General features: G+C 64.2%; 18 protein-coding genes. 17 read left to right on the top strand and 1 reads right to left on the bottom strand.

Annotation, left to right across the window (positions count from 1 at the left end; genetic code table 11):
• Window positions 1–2: 2 nt before the first annotated feature.
• The 15 genes from KF941_RS14220 to KF941_RS14290 all read left to right on the top strand — a co-directional run bounded on the left by KF941_RS14220 (window position 3) and on the right by KF941_RS14290 (window position 12859).
• On the top strand, window positions 3–404 hold the full coding sequence (locus KF941_RS14220; RefSeq protein ID WP_214273740.1) for a hypothetical protein: 402 nt from the start codon (window positions 3–5) through the stop codon (window positions 402–404).
• A 35-nt stretch (window positions 405–439) separates the two neighbouring features.
• Complete coding sequence (locus KF941_RS14225) at window positions 440–607, top strand: hypothetical protein (protein ID WP_214273741.1); 168 nt, start codon at window positions 440–442, stop codon at window positions 605–607.
• Window positions 608–707: 100 nt separating this feature from the next.
• On the top strand, window positions 708–2027 hold the full coding sequence (locus KF941_RS14230; protein WP_214273742.1) for a phage terminase large subunit: 1320 nt from the start codon (window positions 708–710) through the stop codon (window positions 2025–2027).
• 63 nt (window positions 2028–2090) lie between these two features.
• Window positions 2091–2345 (top strand): hypothetical protein, encoded by a 255-nt coding sequence (locus tag KF941_RS14235; protein ID WP_214273743.1) that lies wholly within the window; start codon window positions 2091–2093, stop codon window positions 2343–2345.
• A complete protein-coding gene (locus KF941_RS14240) occupies window positions 2345–4816 on the top strand; it encodes a hypothetical protein (RefSeq protein ID WP_214273744.1) in 2472 nt (823 codons plus the stop codon). Before KF941_RS14235 ends, KF941_RS14240 begins: the two co-directional genes overlap by 1 nt.
• A gap of 87 nt (window positions 4817–4903) precedes the next feature.
• Window positions 4904–5077, top strand: a complete 174-nt coding sequence (locus KF941_RS14245; RefSeq protein ID WP_214273745.1) for a hypothetical protein — start codon at window positions 4904–4906, stop codon at window positions 5075–5077.
• A 6-nt stretch (window positions 5078–5083) separates the two neighbouring features.
• Window positions 5084–6760, top strand: a complete 1677-nt coding sequence (locus tag KF941_RS14250) for a portal protein (RefSeq protein ID WP_214273746.1) — start codon at window positions 5084–5086, stop codon at window positions 6758–6760.
• Complete coding sequence (locus KF941_RS14255; RefSeq protein WP_214273747.1) at window positions 6757–7086, top strand: hypothetical protein; 330 nt, start codon at window positions 6757–6759, stop codon at window positions 7084–7086. Before KF941_RS14250 ends, KF941_RS14255 begins: the two co-directional genes overlap by 4 nt.
• Window positions 7079–7735 carry a hypothetical protein gene (locus tag KF941_RS14260; RefSeq protein WP_214273748.1) on the top strand — a complete coding sequence of 219 codons (657 nt, stop codon included), beginning with the start codon at window positions 7079–7081 and terminating at the stop codon, window positions 7733–7735. The genes KF941_RS14255 and KF941_RS14260 overlap by 8 nt, the downstream gene beginning before the upstream one ends.
• 3 nt (window positions 7736–7738) lie before the next feature.
• Window positions 7739–8770 carry a major capsid protein gene (locus tag KF941_RS14265; RefSeq protein WP_214273749.1) on the top strand — a complete coding sequence of 344 codons (1032 nt, stop codon included), beginning with the start codon at window positions 7739–7741 and terminating at the stop codon, window positions 8768–8770.
• 58 nt (window positions 8771–8828) lie between these two features.
• Complete coding sequence (locus KF941_RS14270; protein ID WP_214273750.1) at window positions 8829–9257, top strand: Bbp16 family capsid cement protein; 429 nt, start codon at window positions 8829–8831, stop codon at window positions 9255–9257.
• 10 nt (window positions 9258–9267) lie between these two features.
• Window positions 9268–9579: a hypothetical protein gene (locus tag KF941_RS14275; protein WP_214273751.1), complete on the top strand. Its 312-nt coding sequence runs from the start codon at window positions 9268–9270 to the stop codon at window positions 9577–9579.
• A gap of 145 nt (window positions 9580–9724) precedes the next feature.
• Window positions 9725–10333, top strand: a complete 609-nt coding sequence (locus tag KF941_RS14280; RefSeq protein WP_214273752.1) for a hypothetical protein — start codon at window positions 9725–9727, stop codon at window positions 10331–10333.
• Window positions 10333–12372 (top strand): hypothetical protein, encoded by a 2040-nt coding sequence (locus KF941_RS14285; RefSeq protein WP_214273753.1) that lies wholly within the window; start codon window positions 10333–10335, stop codon window positions 12370–12372. The genes KF941_RS14280 and KF941_RS14285 overlap by 1 nt, the downstream gene beginning before the upstream one ends.
• Window position 12373: 1 nt before the next feature.
• Window positions 12374–12859: a hypothetical protein gene (locus tag KF941_RS14290; RefSeq protein WP_214273754.1), complete on the top strand. Its 486-nt coding sequence runs from the start codon at window positions 12374–12376 to the stop codon at window positions 12857–12859.
• Here the strand turns inward: KF941_RS14290 and KF941_RS14295 are convergent.
• Window positions 12843–13394, bottom strand: coding sequence for an AP2/ERF family transcription factor (locus KF941_RS14295; protein WP_214273755.1), 552 nt, complete (start codon window positions 13392–13394; stop codon window positions 12843–12845). The two genes, KF941_RS14290 and KF941_RS14295, sit on opposite strands and share 17 nt — an antisense overlap.
• A 190-nt stretch (window positions 13395–13584) precedes the next feature.
• Here KF941_RS14295 and KF941_RS14300 point away from each other — a divergent pair, with 190 nt between their 5' ends.
• A complete protein-coding gene (locus tag KF941_RS14300; RefSeq protein ID WP_214273756.1) occupies window positions 13585–14088 on the top strand; it encodes a hypothetical protein in 504 nt (167 codons plus the stop codon).
• On the top strand, window positions 14088–16688 hold the full coding sequence (locus tag KF941_RS14305) for a hypothetical protein (protein ID WP_214273757.1): 2601 nt from the start codon (window positions 14088–14090) through the stop codon (window positions 16686–16688). The genes KF941_RS14300 and KF941_RS14305 overlap by 1 nt, the downstream gene beginning before the upstream one ends.
• Window positions 16689–16701 lie beyond the last annotated feature (13 nt).

Consider the following 16701-nt stretch of genomic DNA (forward strand, 5'->3'; position numbering starts at 1 on the left):
GTATGCCGATCAAGAGGGATGCGGAAACCATTGCCGGATACAAGGACGCGATCTGCGAAGCGATTGCCTGCGGTGACAGTCTGGCCAAGGTGCTGCGCAAGAAGGGTATGCCCGGGTATTCGACCGTCATTCGCTGGTTGCGGGATGATGAAGATTTCAGGGCCGACTACGCGCGCGCGCGCGAAGCTCAAGCGGACGCTGATGCGGATAAAATCGGGGACATCGTGGATCGCGTGCTAGCGGGCAAGCTTGACCCGCAGGCGGCCCGTGCGGCCATCGACGCGCTGAAATGGACCGCGGGCAAGCGCCAGCCGAAAAAATACGGGGACAAGCTGGATCTGGACATCAACGGCCGCGTGCAGATCGAGCGCGTCGAAGTGAAATTCGTGGAAGACGGCGAGTGACAGATTTTAACGGAGATATGAACATGAAAGAATGGATGAAACAGCTTGCGGCGATCCTGGTAGCTGCCGCAATACACGCGTCGGTCTATTCGCTGATGGTGTGGGGTTTCGGCGCGATTGCGGGCCTAGGTTATCTGTTCTGGGCTGCCGCTGTCGGATTGGCTGACGCGCCCGGCATGCGCAGCGCGTTCGGCCTCAAATGAACGCGCGAGATGTGAAGCGATACGAGCGGATGCAGCGGCGCCTGTTCGCTGCCGGCGCGCTGCTGTCCGTGTGGCTGTGCTATCTCGTCTGGGCCTTTGCATGATCCTCGACGTTCGCCCGCCCAAGGTCTTTGCTCCGCTGTGGAAGTCCAGGCGGCGTTATCTGTGCGCCTGGGGCGGGCGCGGGTCGGGCAAGTCTTGGGACCGGGCCATGCACATGATCGTGCGGCACCTGACCGAGCCTGGTCTATCGTCGATCTGCCTGCGAGACGTGCAGAAATCCCTCGACCAGTCGGTGTTCAAGCTGCTGGTCGAGACTGCGGCCCGGCTCGGGGTAGCAGAGGCGATAAGGCCGGTGGAATCGGATCGGATCATCAGGACGCCGGGCAACGGCATCATTGCCTTCAACGGCATGAACGAGTTCAACGCCGAGAACATCAAGTCGCTCGAAGGCTTCGATATCGCTTGGTGGGAGGAGGCCGCGACTGCGGGGCAGGGGCCGCTCGACATGCTGCGCCCGACGCTGCGCAAGCCGGGGTCGCAGATCTGGTTCACCTACAATCCCCGCCTGCGCTCCGACCCGGTGGACGTGATGATGCGCCAGGATCCGCGCTTTGCGGACAGCCGCACGGTCGTCGAGGCCAACTGGCGCGACAACCCGTTCCGCGGTCCTGAGCTGGAGGAGGAGCGCCTGCTCGACCTGGCAGGCGACGAGGCACGGTATCGCCACATCTGGGAAGGCGATTACGAAGCCGAGTCGGACATGCAGTTCATCGGCGGTGGGCTGGTGCGCGAGGCGATGGCGCGTGAGCCGTTCTCGCAGATCGGCGACGAGCTGGTGATGGGCGTGGACGTGGCGCGATTCGGTGATGACCGCAGCGTGATCTGGGTGCGACGGGGCAGGGACGCCAAGACCATGCCGCCCATCGTCATGAAGGGTGCGGACACGATGCAGGTCGCGGCCCGCGTCATGGCCGAGATTGACCGGCTGCACCCTGATGCCGTGTTCATCGACGAGGGCGGTGTGGGCGGTGGCGTGATCGACCGATGCAGGCAGATGGGCTATTCTGTCATCGGCGTGAACTTCGGCGGCAAGGCGGACCGCGCTATTGAGGGCGTGCCTAAGTGCCGGAACAAACGCGCGCAGATGTGGGCGACCATGCGGGAATGGCTGCGTTCAGGCGGCTGCATACCGGACAGCCGCGATCTGGAGATGGACCTGACCGGGCCGCTCTACAGCTTCGACGTGCAGAATGCGATTGAGCTGGAAAAGAAATCCGACATGAAGAAGCGCGGTGTTTCCAGCCCCGACGAAGCCGACGCGCTGGCGCTGACGTTTGCCTATCCCGTGGTGCCGCGCTCGATCCAGCGCCAGCAAGAGGCTCGCGCGCAGGAGGAATGGCATCCAGTCTGGGGCTGACCCTCAACATATATCGCTCACCGCGCCGTTCATATCCTGCCCCCGAACCAAGACGGGCGGGCCATGGCGACGACGCAGAATTTCACGGTGGGCAATTCCTGGACGCGCATCGCCAGCGGGCGCGCTGACGGGCAGGTGGTGAAGGTCGAGGGCGCCGGGCAGTTCAACCTCGCCGTCACGGTGGGCGCCAAGTCCATCCCACCCGATATCCCGCCGCAGACCGGCCACCGCGTCACGGGCAAGACCGATCTGCCGCTCGTCGCCGCCCAGCACCTCTGGGCCAGTGCCGCAACCCCGACCAACCTGACGGTGACCTGATGGCCAGCGCGACGAAACGCATCATCCTGTCCTCTGGCTGGGTCAAGATCGCAGAGGCAAAAGGCCGAGAGGCTATGGCGATGATCGACGCCTATGGCGCGGTCCAGTTGGCCGTCGCAGACGGCGAGCCGCCCCGCGGCGATGTGGCCAGTGGGCACTCGCTCAACGGTTCGATGATGTGGCCGGTCAAGGGGGCGGAAATCATCTGGGCCAGGGGCGCGGGCGTCGCTGTATCGGTGACTCTGCTCAAGGTCGTTCCCGAGTTCGCCACGCTGGATTCCGCGGCTCTCAAGGTGGCGACGGCATCAGCCCAGGCTGTCGCAACTGCCGCAGCCGGCGCCGCCGCGACGGCAGATGCTAAGGCCACCTCCGCCGACGCCAAGGCGACGGAGGCGCAGCAGGTCCAGGCGCGGCGGGATTTTGCGACATGGCGCCTTGCCGACTTTATCGACCAGGAACACCTGGACCTAATACGCGATGGAAATTGGCAGGGCCAAGACGAGGTCTATGTCACCTCTTGTATCCGGGCATTCAACACCGACTGGATGACCTGGTGGGCAGGGGGCAACAACCGCATGGTGCGTGTCGAATGGGTTCCCGGCGTTCTTGCCATGAACGCGCCTGTCTATGGCGAGGATCACGCGCAAATACTTTGGGACATGAATGGAGCCGCGCACGGAGAAAACCGCGTCTACTTCTCGTTCCCCAGCACCCGTATTCGCGTCAAGAACTGGCTGACTATCGCGAGTGAGCGCAGCACGGGGTATTACGCTGCAAACGCGATTTCTGGCCCTGTCCCGCAGTTTGTTTGGGAATGGGAACAGTCTGGTGGCAATGCCTTCATCGGTGCCATGGAAGGCGATCTGACGATACAGGGGTTCGGGGTTCCCGGATTAGACCCCGGAGGCTATCGGTTCTTCAACTGCGCAAAATTCAAGATCGGAACACTCCGCGCGAGGGGGCTGCGGAACGAGGGTCTTTTCATCGAGAATTGCGTGAATGGCGATTTCGACAACGTGGATTTGTTCAACTGCGGATATCAGCCGACAGAATATGGCGGCGACCGCGGGCATTTGCCGTTCGGCGTGACCTTTTCGAATGTCGGCGCGGTGGTGAATGCCAGCGTGGCGACGTTCAATTCCAGCCACGTTGGGAAGTGGTTCGGCCTCAACCGCGCAGGGCCGGTGGATCAGGGTATCAGGCTCAATTTCTGGTCCACCATCGCCAGCGTGGACAGCCCGACGCAAATCACGCTGGCAGCCGCGCCAGCCGTGAACCGCACCGGGGCGACTGGTTCGTTCGAGGCTATGCGCGTCACCACGGCGGGCACGACATGGACCATGGCGGCGGCGGTCAGCACCAACTTGGCTGGTCGGTATGTGACCTTGGTCTGTGCCATGTCGTCGCAGCCCGGCGCGCTAGCCAGGACGCATAAGGTGCGAGTCTTGGCCCATAGTGGTGATGTGCTGACGGTGGACTACGCGCCGGCGGAGGATGTCACCGACGCCCTTTTGGTGTTCAGCCCTCAACTTTCCGTTGACCGGCTGTCCTACACCGCCCTGCAAAATCGCTCGGACAACATCGGGTTCCTCAACTTGCGCTGCGAGGCGACCGGGTTCCCCGGCGTGGGCTGCGTGCAGGCGGTGCTGGGCGTTTGCTCGGGCGTGTCGATCAATAACGCCAAGCTCCACGGGTTGGCCGACGACAGCAACAACTTCGGGGGCGCTGCCAGTGCGCTGGTGCTGGGTCATGCCAACGGTGTCTTGTTCGACGGATGGATAGAGCAATCCAGCCACAGCCCGCGCTGGGGCACCGTCATGGTCACGTCCGACCGGACTGTCGTGGACCTTTACGGCAAGATCACCGAATACGCAGGCGATAATCGCTCGGCCCTGGTCTATCTTGATCCCCCGGCATCTGCGACCCGCGTTCAAGTCGGGTTCGGCATGATCCACCCGTCCGAACTATTCCCGCAGGCATCGCAAGAGGTCGTCAGGATGGGGCCGCACGCCACGGCCAATATGGTGACGGGTGGCAATTCCTCACGCAGGTCGGCCACCAACGCAAAGTTCCTGTTTACCGAACGCTTCGGAGCGATTTCGTTCAACAGCGCCACGGGTAGCGGCGTGACCACGGGGCAGTCAGGCTTCACCGGCACCGGGCAGCTTATGGCGGTGGGTTTCGGCGGAGACAGCGGCGGGGTTGAACCCAACTTGCCTCCCAGTAACGATCTGGATCTTGCGACAGCACAGCACGGATCGGTGAGGTGCAATTCCAGCACTCTTAATGCGCCCGATGCTGTCGGCGGCTGGGTGGTGGATGTGCGCAAATCCACGACGACAATTGTGGTGCAGCGGGCTTATCGCGTCCAGTTCGGCGTGGCTCCGATCATGGTTTTGCGCCACAACAACATGGGCGGCGGAGCCTGGTCTGCTTGGTGCTACCCGGACGGCACTCCCTTCACCCCCTGACCCGCTTCGGCGGGATTGGCATTAGGCCAACATATATCACCTGCCGCCCGCCTCGCATGATGCCTTCGAAGAAATCGAGAGGCCATCATGTGCACCGCCCCTGACGTTCCTGAACCGACGCAATACCAGGCCAGCAAGGCGCCGGTGTTCAACACCGCGTCGCGACCGCGGTCGAAGTCGGGGCGACAGGGCACGATCCTGACCAATACCGCCGGGCAGAGCTATGCGCCCGACGGCAAGAAAACGATCTTGGGGGGCTGAGAGGTCATGCCCGCCGTCGTCAACCAGCAGCTGCGCAAGACCCTGGATTATCGCCGGCAGGCGATGGACCATGAGTTCGACTATTGGCAGGGGCATTTCCGCGAGCTGCGGGATGCGATCCAGCCGACGCGCGGGCGGTTCGAGGCGAACGAGCGGCGCAGCGATTCCTCGATCAACAAGCGCATCCTCGACAACACTGCCCAGATGGCCCTGCGCACGCTGCGTGCGGGGCTGATGTCGGGCGTCACCTCTCCTTCGCGACCCTGGTTCCGGCTGGGCTTGCGCGGTTCGACCGCAGACGAGGCCGAGTTCGAGGTCAAGGACTGGCTGCACGAGGTCCAGCGCCGGATGTATGAGGTCATGCGCGGGTCGAACATCTACCGGATGCTCGACACGACCTATGGCGACCTCGGTCTTTACGGCACCGCTGCAAACCTGATCGTGCCGGATTTCGAGGATGTGGTGCGCGGGCATAACCTCCAGGTCGGGCGATTCCGGCTGGGCGAGGACGGCAACGGCCGCGTCGTCGCGCTTTTCCGAGAGATCAAGATGCCGGTGCGCGGCATCGTCGAAACCTGGGGTCTGGACGCCGTTTCGCAGCCTGTCAGGCGCGCCTGGGACACGGGCGAATATTACCAGACCTTCACCATCTGCCACATGATCGACAAGCGCGCCGACGGCGATCCGAAGGCCATGCAGGCCAGCGGCAGGGCTTGGGCGTCGATCTATTGGGAGAAGGATGCACCCGGCGGTCAGTTCCTCCAGATCGGCGGGCACCGCGTCAAGCCGTTGCTGGCGCCGCGGTGGGAGCAGGTCGAGGGCGAGGCGTGGTCAGCATCGTCCCCCGGCATGATCGCTCTTGGCGACGCCCGCTCGCTGCAAGTCTCACAGGAACAGAAGGCCATCGCGATCCAGAAGATGCACAACCCGCCGCTGATCGGCGGGCCGACGCAGGGCGCCATGTTCTTCAAGAACGTCCCTGGCGGCTTTACGGCCATGGCGACGACCGATCTTTCCACCGGCGGGATACGTCCGGCCTATGAGGTCAGGCCGGACGTCCAGGGCTTGCTGCTCGATATCCAGGAAACGCAGCGCCGCGTCGAGGTCGCGTTCTACAAGGATCTGTTCCAGATGACCGCGCTGGCGCTGGACGGGCGCAGCCAGATCACCGCGCGCGAGATTGCCGAGCGGCACGAGGAAAAGCTGATGGCCCTGGGGCCGGTGTTGGAAAGCCTGGATCATGAGCTGCTGCAACCGCTGATCGAGGCGACATTCGCCTACATGCAGGACGCCGACATTCTGCCCGAGGCGCCCGAGGGTATCGTGGGTCAGCCGATCAAGGTCGAATACATATCGCTCCTCGCCCAGGCGCAGAAAGCCATCGGGATTGGTGCGATCGAACGTACCATCGGATTCGCCGGCACGCTGGCGCAGATCAAGCCTGACGTGATCGACATGATCGATGGCGAGCAGATGATGCGCGAATTCGCGGATCAGGTCGGCGGCCCGCCCGGCATCCTGCTGTCTCCCGACGAGCTGCGCGAGGTCCGCGAGGCCAAGGCGCGCGCCGCGGCGCAGGCGCAGGCCATGGAGGCGGCAGAGCCGATGGCGGGTGCGGCCAAGCTCCTGTCCGAGGCCAACCTGAACGGCATCGACGCCCTGCAACGGGGGGCGGCACTATGACCGAGCGCGTCGCCGATATCATGACCGAGCGCCGCGCGCTTGAGGTTCGGCAGGCATGGGATGCCGTGCTGCGCACCCGCGAGGGTCGTCTGGTCATGTGGTCGATCCTCGAACGCTGTTATCTGTTCGCGCAGACGCACCTCGGGACCGACCTGGACGGACTTCGTGCCGGTCAGCGTGAGGTCGGACTGATGATTCTGAACGAACGGATCTTCCCGCATGACGTGCGCACCTTCGCCGCCATGCAGATCGAGCATGCCGAGCTGATGGACCGCATCCAGCTCGCCGCAGAACAGCAAGCCGAAAAGGAACAAGCTGATGAGTGAGGAAGCCAATGCCTCGACCGACACCACCCAAGCCACCACGGCGGCCGCCACCGAAGGGGCCGAGGCCAATGTGACGGATGCCGCCGCGACTGCGGATGCGGCTGCCGAGCAAGAGGCCGCCGAGGGCAAGGATGCCGAAAAGGCCGGCGACGCCGAGGCGGGCGCAGAAGCCTTCTCGCTTGCCGCGCCGGAAGGGGCCGAGGCATTCCAGGCCGATTTCGACGCCTTCGCTGGCGACATGGACGCCTGGCTCAAGGCCAATCCGAACGCCACGGCGCGCGAGGCGCTGACCGAAGCGGCGATGCGGCAGGCGCGTGTCGCGGGAGATGCCCAGAAACAGATGCTGGAGCAGCGAAATGCCCAGCTGGATGCCTGGGCCGGCGACCTGCGCAAGGATGCTGAGTTCGGAGGCGAGAAATACGACGCCAATGTCGCCACGGCCGTGAAGGGCCTGGAGGCGGTCGGATCGCCAGAACTCCGCAAGATGCTCGACGAAACGGGGCTGGGAAGCCACCCGGACGTTGTGCGCGCCTTCTGGAAGGTGGGGCAGATGGTGGCGGATACCGCCGTCGTCACCGGACAGACAGGCACTTCGACGCGTCGCAGTTTCGCCGACGCACTCTATGGCAACGGCAACGGAAAGGACTAACCCATGGCCGAGCTGAACGTGAAGAATCCGGGCCTTGTCGACATTTTGATGCGCACCGACCCGGACGGCAAGATCGCCAACATCATCGAGCTTGCCGAGAAATCGAACCCGATCCTCAAGGATGCGGTGTTCACGGAATGCAACGACGGCACCAAGCACCAGCACGTCATCCGCACGGGCATTCCCGAGCCGGCATGGCGCCGCTACAACGCCGGCGTCAAGCAGGGCAAGACCACCACCGCAAAGGTCGTGGACACGACCGGCATGGCCGAGGAGTTCTCGGTCGTGGACGAGGCGCTGGCCAAGCTGAACGGCAACGAGGCCGCGTTCCGCGCGTCCGAAATGTCTGGCCTGATCGAGGGCTTCAACCAGTTCATGGCCCGCAACATGATCTATGGCTCGACCGCCGTGACCCCCGACGGGTTCATGGGGCTGGACGTGCGCTACGACGATCCCGCCGTGGCTTCGGGCCGCCAGCTGATCAATGCCGGCGGCACCGGCTCCGACAACACCTCGATCTGGTTCGTGACCTGGGGGCCTCGTGCTACCACGCTGCTGTATCCCAAGGGCTCGGCGGCCGGCCTGTCTCACAAGGACATGGGCGCCCAGCTCTGGGATGCGCAGGATGGCAGCGGCAAGTTCCGCGCCCTCGTCGACCACCTGAAATGGGACATGGGCCTGTCGGTGGGCGACTGGCGCGGCAACGCGCGGATCTGCAACATCGACGTGTCGGCGCTGACCAAGGACGCGGCGACCGGCGCCGACCTGCTCGACCTGATGATCGACGCCGAGGAGATGATCGACACGGCCAGCCGCGTCGGCATCGACAGCAAGGGCAACCTCGTCGAGGGCAAGACCGTCATCTATGTCGGCCGCACCGTGGCGAAGTTCCTGCGCAAGCAGGCACTGAACAAGAAGAACGTCCAGTTGCGCGTCGAGGAAGTCGCGGGCGAGCGCGTCACCATGTGGGGCGACATGCCGGTGCGACGGTTGGATGCCATCAGCAACGCCGAGGCTGCGATTACCTTCCCGTAAGAACAGGCCCGGCCCTGCGCGGGCCGGGCGTCACCATCATCTCGACATGGAGGATGCCATGCATCTCGACGCACAGAACCTGTTCTCGGACGCGCAGGCGCTCACCGCCACCGCCGTCTCGACGAACTACATCGACCTGGGCGATACGGCGCAGCCCGTGCTGTCCCCGGTCAAGTTGACCCGCGACATCGGCGGCAACTACGATATCCCACTGCTGGTGCAGGTGGTCGAGGACTTCGCCGACGGCACCAGCGTCACGGTGCAGGTCCAGATGGCCGCGGCCAACAGTTTCGCCAGCCCGAAGGTGGTTGCGGCCTCGCCCGCCATCCCGGTGGCGCAGCTCAAGGCTGGGTTCAAGTTTCCGATCCCCGTCATCCCGTTCGGCGCCGATCAGCGCTACATGCGGCTGAACTATGTCGTGTCCGGCACGCCCACTGCGGGCAAGATCACGGCCGGCATCGCTGCGGGGCTCCAGACCAATGGCTGATGAGCGCAAGATGTGGGTCGTGGCCAAGTCGCGGGGGCAGTCTCCCGACCGGCTTTGGCACGCCCCCGAGGACGGCCCGTTTCGCATCGAGGCGGGCCTGTTCTCCGAACGCTGGATGCGCAAGGCCACGCCAGCAGAGGTGTTCGAGGCGACGGGGCAGTCGCCGGAGCCCGAGGCGGCGGGCGGTGCCGTGGACATGGCGGACATGCCGGACGAGGTGCTGCGTGCCCATTACGAGACGGTCATGGGCGAGAAGCCCCACCACGCGATGAAGCGCGAGACGATGATCGAGCGCGTCACCGAGAAGCTGAACGCCGACTGATCGTCCGCCCGGTCCTGTAGTGGGGCTGGGCGCCGCCATGAGGAACCTTCCCATGCTCATCATCCTCGCCATGAACTATGCCGCCGCCGTGATCACCCTCCAGGCGGCGGGGCTGTGGATCGACCCGCGATAACCGGAGCCCCCGATGCAATCTGCCATCGCCATTTGCAATGTCGCGCTGACCACATACCTGGGGTCCAGGACCATCACGGCATTCGAGGAAACCTCACCCGAAGCGGTGCAGTGCAAGCTGCACTATGACCGCATCCGCCGGTCGTTGCTGGAACGCTGGCCCTGGGTCTTTGCCTCGCGCCGCGAAAAGCTGGTCGAGGAGACGCTGAACGACCGGGCCGGCGCGTGGTCCTATCGCTATGCCCGGCCCGGACACATGGCGGCGATACGCTGGGTCAACGATGTCACCGCGGCGCGCATGGCGATGCAGATGGGACAATCGCCCGACACGCTGCGCGAGTCGACGGCGGATTCGATCTATTCCGACGTTCCCGATGCCGTGATCGAATACACCCGAGATGTGACCGATCCGACCATATTTTCCTCTGGCTTCGCTGATGCCCTCGCCGCGCATCTGGCCGCCGCCATAGCGATGCCGATCACCCGTGACGCCGCCAAGGTCACGGGCGCCAAGCGCGAGGCCGAGGAGTTGCTGAACCAGGCGATGACGATGGACTTCAACAGCCGGCCGTCGACCGAGCAGACCTTCTATCCCATGCAACTGACCGTGAGGGGCCTCTGATGCCCGCCGCTCGCATCCAACCGTCATTTGCCTCGGGCGTCCTTGGTCCGGCGCTCTGGGGCCGAATCGATCTGGCGCGCTACGACACAGCGTTGCGCAAGGGCCGCAACTGCTTTGTCCACGCCCATGGGGGCATCAGCAATCGCCCTGGCCTGCGCTTCATCTGCGAGGTCATGGACAGCGCATATCGCCACCGGCTGCTGCCCTTCGTGCGAGAGACGGATGACGCGTCGATCCTGATCCTCGGCCACAACCAGCTGGGCTTCGTCAAGAACGGCGCACGGCTCCAGTCCGGCGGTGTGGATTACACCATCGCAACGCCATGGACCGCTGACCAGGCGCAGTCACTGGATGCGGTGCAATCGGTGGATGTGATCTTTTCCGCGCACCGAGAGGTGGCCCCGCGCCGCATCATGCGCAACAGCGATACCGACTGGACCATCGCAACCGTGCCGATCAATCCCACCGTGCCGAGTCCGAGCATCACGTCTGTCACCAGCGGCGGATCGGGCGGTATGACCTATCGCTATAGGGTCACTGCCATCGTCGATGGCGTCGAGAGTTTCACGTCAGGCGTTGGCATTGTTGAAAACGCCCAAGACCTGGCGGAGCAAGGAGCGCAGAACCGCATCTTCTTCACGGCTGTCACGGGTGCGAGCGAATACCGGGTCTACAGGATGCAAAATGGCGTTGCCGGATATATCGGCTTCACCGAGAACACCGAGTTCCGGGATGACAATATCTCGCCTGACAGCACCGTCACGCCTCCCAGGCCCGTGACCCTGTTCGACGGGCCTGGGAAATACCCATCCATCGTCTCGATCTATCAGCAACGGCTCGCCTTCGGGGCGTCGGACAATCAGCCCGAGACGATCTGGATGTCGCGCGTCGCAGATTACCTGAACTTCACGCGGTCGCAGAACATGACCTCCTCCGACCGGGCAGAGTTCGACATGGCCGGAGAGCAACTGAACCGCATCCGTGCCATGCTCCAGCTGCGCGAACTGCTGGTGTTCACCAGCGCGGGTGAGTTCTCCGTCACCGGCCCGGACGGCGGCTTCGACGCGCTGAATCCCATCGTGACCCAGCACGGATATGTCGGCAGCGCGGCGGTAAAGCCCTTGGTGGCGGATGATACGGTCCTTTTCATCGACCGATCTGGTCGGGGCGTGCGCGACCTGCGCTATACCTACGAGAGCGACGGCTATTCCGGCAATGACCTGACCATTTTCGCCTCTCACTTCCTTCAGGGTCGCCGCATCGTCAGCTGGGCCATGGCCAAGAACCCCTGGTCCATCATCTGGGTTGCTCTGGACGACGGCAGGCTGCTGGCGCTGACCTACAAGCGCGAACATCAGGTCTGGGGCTGGACGGACATGGACATCGACGGTGCTGTCGAGAGCGTGGCCTGCGTTCCCGAGGGGGCCAACGACGCCACCTATCTTATCGTGCGGCGCGAAGTCGACGGCCAGCAGCGGCGCTATGTCGAGCGGTTCGACGACAGGGATTTCGCCACCGCAGCCGATGCCTTTTTCGTCGATTGCGGCATCACCTATGCCGGTGCGCCTGCCGCCACGGTTTCGGGGCTGGATCACCTGGAGGGGCGCGATGTTGTCGCCCTGGCCGACGGCGACGTAATTACCGGCCTGACCGTAGAGGGCGGCGCCATCACCCTGCCGCACGCCGCAAGCAAGGTGCATGTCGGGCTGCCCTTCTCCGCCGAGATGGAGACGCTTCCCCCGGCCATCCAGTTCGACGATGTGGGCGCGGCGCGGGGTCGGCCGCACAGCGTCAGCGCGGTGCGCATCCAGATGGAGAACACCCGTGGCATCAAGGTCGTCACCGACGACGGCCGGGAAAGCGAGCTGGTGCAGACCGGGGGCGACCTGTCCGAGGAAATCCCGCTCTGGACCGGGATGCATGAACTGACAGTGCCGGCGCAGTGGAACCGAGACGGAACAGTGACGCTGCGGCAGGACTATCCGCTGCCCATGACGGTGCTGGCCATCTCGGTCGAACTCAGCATCGGCAGGAACTGACATGGCGGTAACGGTCGCGCCCATCACCGCCGATGTGGTCGACGCCCTGCTGCCGCGCCTGCGGCCCATCGACCGGCTGGAGCTGGACTGCATGGGCACGGGCGACGCGAGGGCCGATCTGCTGCGGCTGGCGGCGCAATCCCGCCGGTGCCGCGCAGCATACATGGATGGCGATCTGGTCTGTATCTTCGGGGTGAAGGCGGCGACGGCGATGTCCGATACCGGCTTTCCCTGGGCGCTGACGACTCGCGCCGTGGACAGGCCGCAGGTGCGGCGCGAGTTCGTGGCGGGCTCTCTGGTCGGGGTCGAGTGGCTGGGCCAGGACTTCCGCCGGCTATGGAACTTGGTGGCCGAGGAGAACCTGGCCGCTCGGCGCTGGCTCCGCTGGATCGGATTCCGGTTCGACGCGGAAAAGACGGTGGTGTTGCAGGGACATCGCTTCCTGCATTTCGAGATGGAGATGAACCTTGTCAGCGAGGGAAGTTAAGCGACGCATATTCGCCGCGCAGGGCGATGGCCGCGCTGTCTCTCGCCTTGGCCGCCTCTATCTCCGAGGTAAAAGAGCCGAGGTGTATCGCCCTGCCATCGGACCGGATTTGCGCGATCCACCTGCCATTTTTGCTATGACGATGGACGCCGCGATACTGGCTCGATCCCGGACGTTTCCATCGCCGGTTAAACTTGTTCTCTTGGTCGGTCGCTTCGCGCAGGTTGCTCGCTCGGTTGTCCGCTCTGTCGCCATTGATGTGGTCGATAAATTTTTCGGGTTCTCGTCCGGTGATAAATACCCAGGCCACGCGATGCGCGAGATAAGCAGCCCGCCTCCCGTTCTCGGGGTTGGTGAATGCCGTAATGCAGTATCCGTCGGAATTTCTGTTGGTGAACGCAGGCTTCCCTGCGAATCGACCATTCCAGAAGGCGGGTTTTTTGGGGTTATACCGCCATATAAAGCCACCAGTTTCTGGGTCATAGTCGAACAAATGGGAAAGGGTTTCGCGCGTTGGCAGAGGAAGGATGGTCATCTCATGTTCCCGCATGATTTGGCTTGGCGGGCTGCTACTGGAATAGCGGCCCGCCAGAATTTTGCCGGCGCGGGTTCTGTCGATATATGTCGGAGATCTGACTATGTGCTTTATTCCTGGGCTTGATCCTTTGTCGGCAGCCCTGTCCGCCGCGGGCGCCCCCGTGGGTCCGATGGCCTGGTTGTCGAGCATGTTCAGCAGCTTCGGGGGGGTCGGAACCGCCGCCTCGGCCGCGTCAGGCGTGGTCGGCGCCTATTCCTCGATCCAGTCGGGCAGGGCGGCGCAGGCGGCGGCCGAGGCCACCGCGCGCCAGCAGGAAGCCGCAGCGCGGGAATCGATCCGCCAAGGCGAAGACGAGTCCGAACGCCAGCGTCGCGCTGGTGCCGCCGTGCTGGCGCAGCAGCGCGTGGCCATGGCGGCCAACGGTGTCGATGTGAGCTCGGCCTCGGCCATCGAGATGCTCGACGACACGAAGGCCGCCATCGAGGACGACGCTTTCGCGATCCGCAAGAACTTCACCAACCAGGCCGGCAACTATTCCCAGATGGCGGCGAACAGCCGTGCTGAGGGGGCGAATGCGGCGTCGCAGGGGATGTGGGGCGGGGTTGGAACGATCCTGTCCACGGGCGCGAAGGTGGGTGAAAAATACTCGCATTGGGCGCGCAACCGCGCCACGCAGGGGAGTTTCGCCTGATGGCCATGAGGGTTCCAACGTATGAGCGCAGCCAGGTCGTTCAGGCCCGCCAGCCGGTCGGCGTCACCCCGCGCCAATCCGGCTTTGGGCAGGTCGCCAGGGGCCTCTCCGATGTCGGGCAGATGTTCGACCAGTGGCAGGCCGACGTGGACGAGGCGGATGCGAAGGCGGCGGATACCGATTTCGCAAAGACCGTCAGGCAGACGCTCTACGACCCAGAGCGCGGCTATCTCTATGCCCAGGGCGGCGATGCTCTATCCCGTCGCAAGGCGGCCATGGATGGCCTTCAGCGTGCCTATGACCAGCGGTTGAGCGGGCTAAGCCCGGCCGCGAAGGAGATGGCGCAGCGCGCGCTCGATAGCCGACTCCAGTCCGCGAATCTCGACATCGACCAGCACGCCGGGCGGGAGCGGATCACCTATCTGGACAGCCAGGCCGACGCCCGTATTCAGGCGGCAGCCGATGACGCGGTTCTCAACCCCGCACTGCTGGACCGTTCCATGCAGATCGCGCGAAACGAGATAGCCGAGAAGGCATCACGGCAGGGCTGGTCGCCAGAGCAGACGCAGGAGGAGCTGGGCCGGGTCCAGTCCGAGGTCTACCGCCTCACGTCCCTGAACATGATGCAGAACGATCCCGTCGCAGCGGCCGAGTTCGTCGCGACGAATGCGGACAAGTTTTCCGCAGTCGATCTGATGAACCTGCACGGCGCACTCGTCGGCCCCCTGGGCGAGGCGGCGGGCCGGGATGCGATCGCAGCGGCACAGGCGACAGGGGGCAGGATCGACTCTCGGACCTTCGCCGCCACCGACCTGCCGCCCGAGGCATATGCGCTTCTCGGCACCATCTCCGGCACCGAAAGCCCAGATTACCAGACACTGAACGGCGGGGAGAAGTTTTCCGACCTTCGGGACCATCCACGGAGGAAGGGGCAGGGCGGCACAACGACCGCCGCGGGACGCTACCAGTTCGTCCAGGGCACATGGGACAGGGTTGCGGGAGCCAATGGCTTCAACGACTTTTCGCCGGTCAATCAGGATCGCGGTGCTTGGTGGCTGGCGCAGCAGGATTACAAGGCCAATACCGGGCGCGACCTGTCTGCCGACCTCAATGCCGGGCGCTATGATCTGGTTCGCAAGGGCTTGGGCTCGACCTGGGAGGGACTGGCCAAGCTGTCCGACGAGGAATTCGCCAAGCGCATGTCGGCGGGCGGCGGCGTCAGTTTCAGCCCCCAGGTCGCCTCTGCGATCAACACCCTTCCCGGCAACCTCGCCGCGCAGGTGCGCGAGACGGCCGCCAGCGGCGTCGCATCCTGGTCGACCAAGCAGCAGGCCGCCGCAAAGGCCCAGATTCAGGAAGTCGAGAACAACGTAAAGCTTAGGATCGCAACCGCGGACCCAACACTGACCGCTCAGGAAATCCTGAACCTGGTCGTCGATGACGGGACCAAGGCCACGTTGCTGAACTCGTTCAACGAAAAGACCAAGACCGTTCAGCAGACCCGTGCAGATGTGCTGGCCTTCGGGGAAGGGGGCGGGTTGCGCATCGACCGCTATAGCGCCGACGGAAAGAAGCGCGTCGATAACCTCTGGAACGAGATGTCCAGCAGCCTGCCGGACAGCGCCGACGCGGGGGCGCTGGCGGCCGGGATCGTCGAGCAGACCGGCCTTGTCCCTGCGCCGATCATGGGGGCGCTGCGAACCGCCCTGTCGGGCCAGAGCGCCGGGGATATGAAGGATGCCCTTATTCTGGCATCGCGTCTGCATTCCCTCGATCCTGCTGCCTTCGGGCGGCGCGAGGGAGGGTCGGAAATCGCCGACAAGGTGGCGATGTTCAATCATTCGACCGGCGTTCTGGGGTTGTCGCAGGACGAAGCGGCAAAGCAGATCATGGACTTGAACGACCCGCAAAAGCGCCGCGAGCGTGATGCGTTGTTGAAGTCCGAGGGCGCAAAGAAGTGGATCAAGGACACCGCCACGCCAGAGAGCGTGCGGGCGATCTTCGATGCTGGGATTTTCAGCCGTGCGCCGGCCCTCGGTGAAAATGAGCTGCAAAAATCTGCGGCAGTGTCTGAGTATGGCGAGATACTGGAGCAGGCGCTCTATGACGCTGGCGGCGACCAGGACAAGGCCAAGGTGATTGCTGGAGAACGGTTCCGGCGGCTCTATGGCCCCTCGAAATACCTGCCTTCCGGTTCTGGCGCCGTGACCCGCCTGCCGCCCGAAGTGACCTATCCGGCGGGGGTGGACGGCACTCACGATTATATCGGCGATCAGGCGCGCGCTGCGCTTGCAGAGGCCGGGATCGCCCCGGAGGAGGGCTTCGTTCAGCAGGTATTCCTCCAGGCATACGACGACACGGCTGCCGATGTGCAGGCCGGTCGCCCGCCGCGCTATGAGCTTTGGTTCGTGGATGGAGAGGGCAAGGTCCAGCGGGCGCAGCATCCGTTCTATGCCGAGCCTCCGTCGCAGGATGAGGCCCTGGCGGCCCGCAAAGCCGAGGCAATGAAAGAGCGTGACCGGCTGATGAAACTCCGTGAGCAGGGCAATGAACTCATGGGGAACTCGCCGCTCTACGGCGCTGCCGCCGTCAGCTTTTGATTTTCGGGGAGGG

The organism is Paracoccus sp. pheM1 (assembly GCF_018499825.1).
Lineage (GTDB): Bacteria > Pseudomonadota > Alphaproteobacteria > Rhodobacterales > Rhodobacteraceae > Paracoccus > Paracoccus versutus.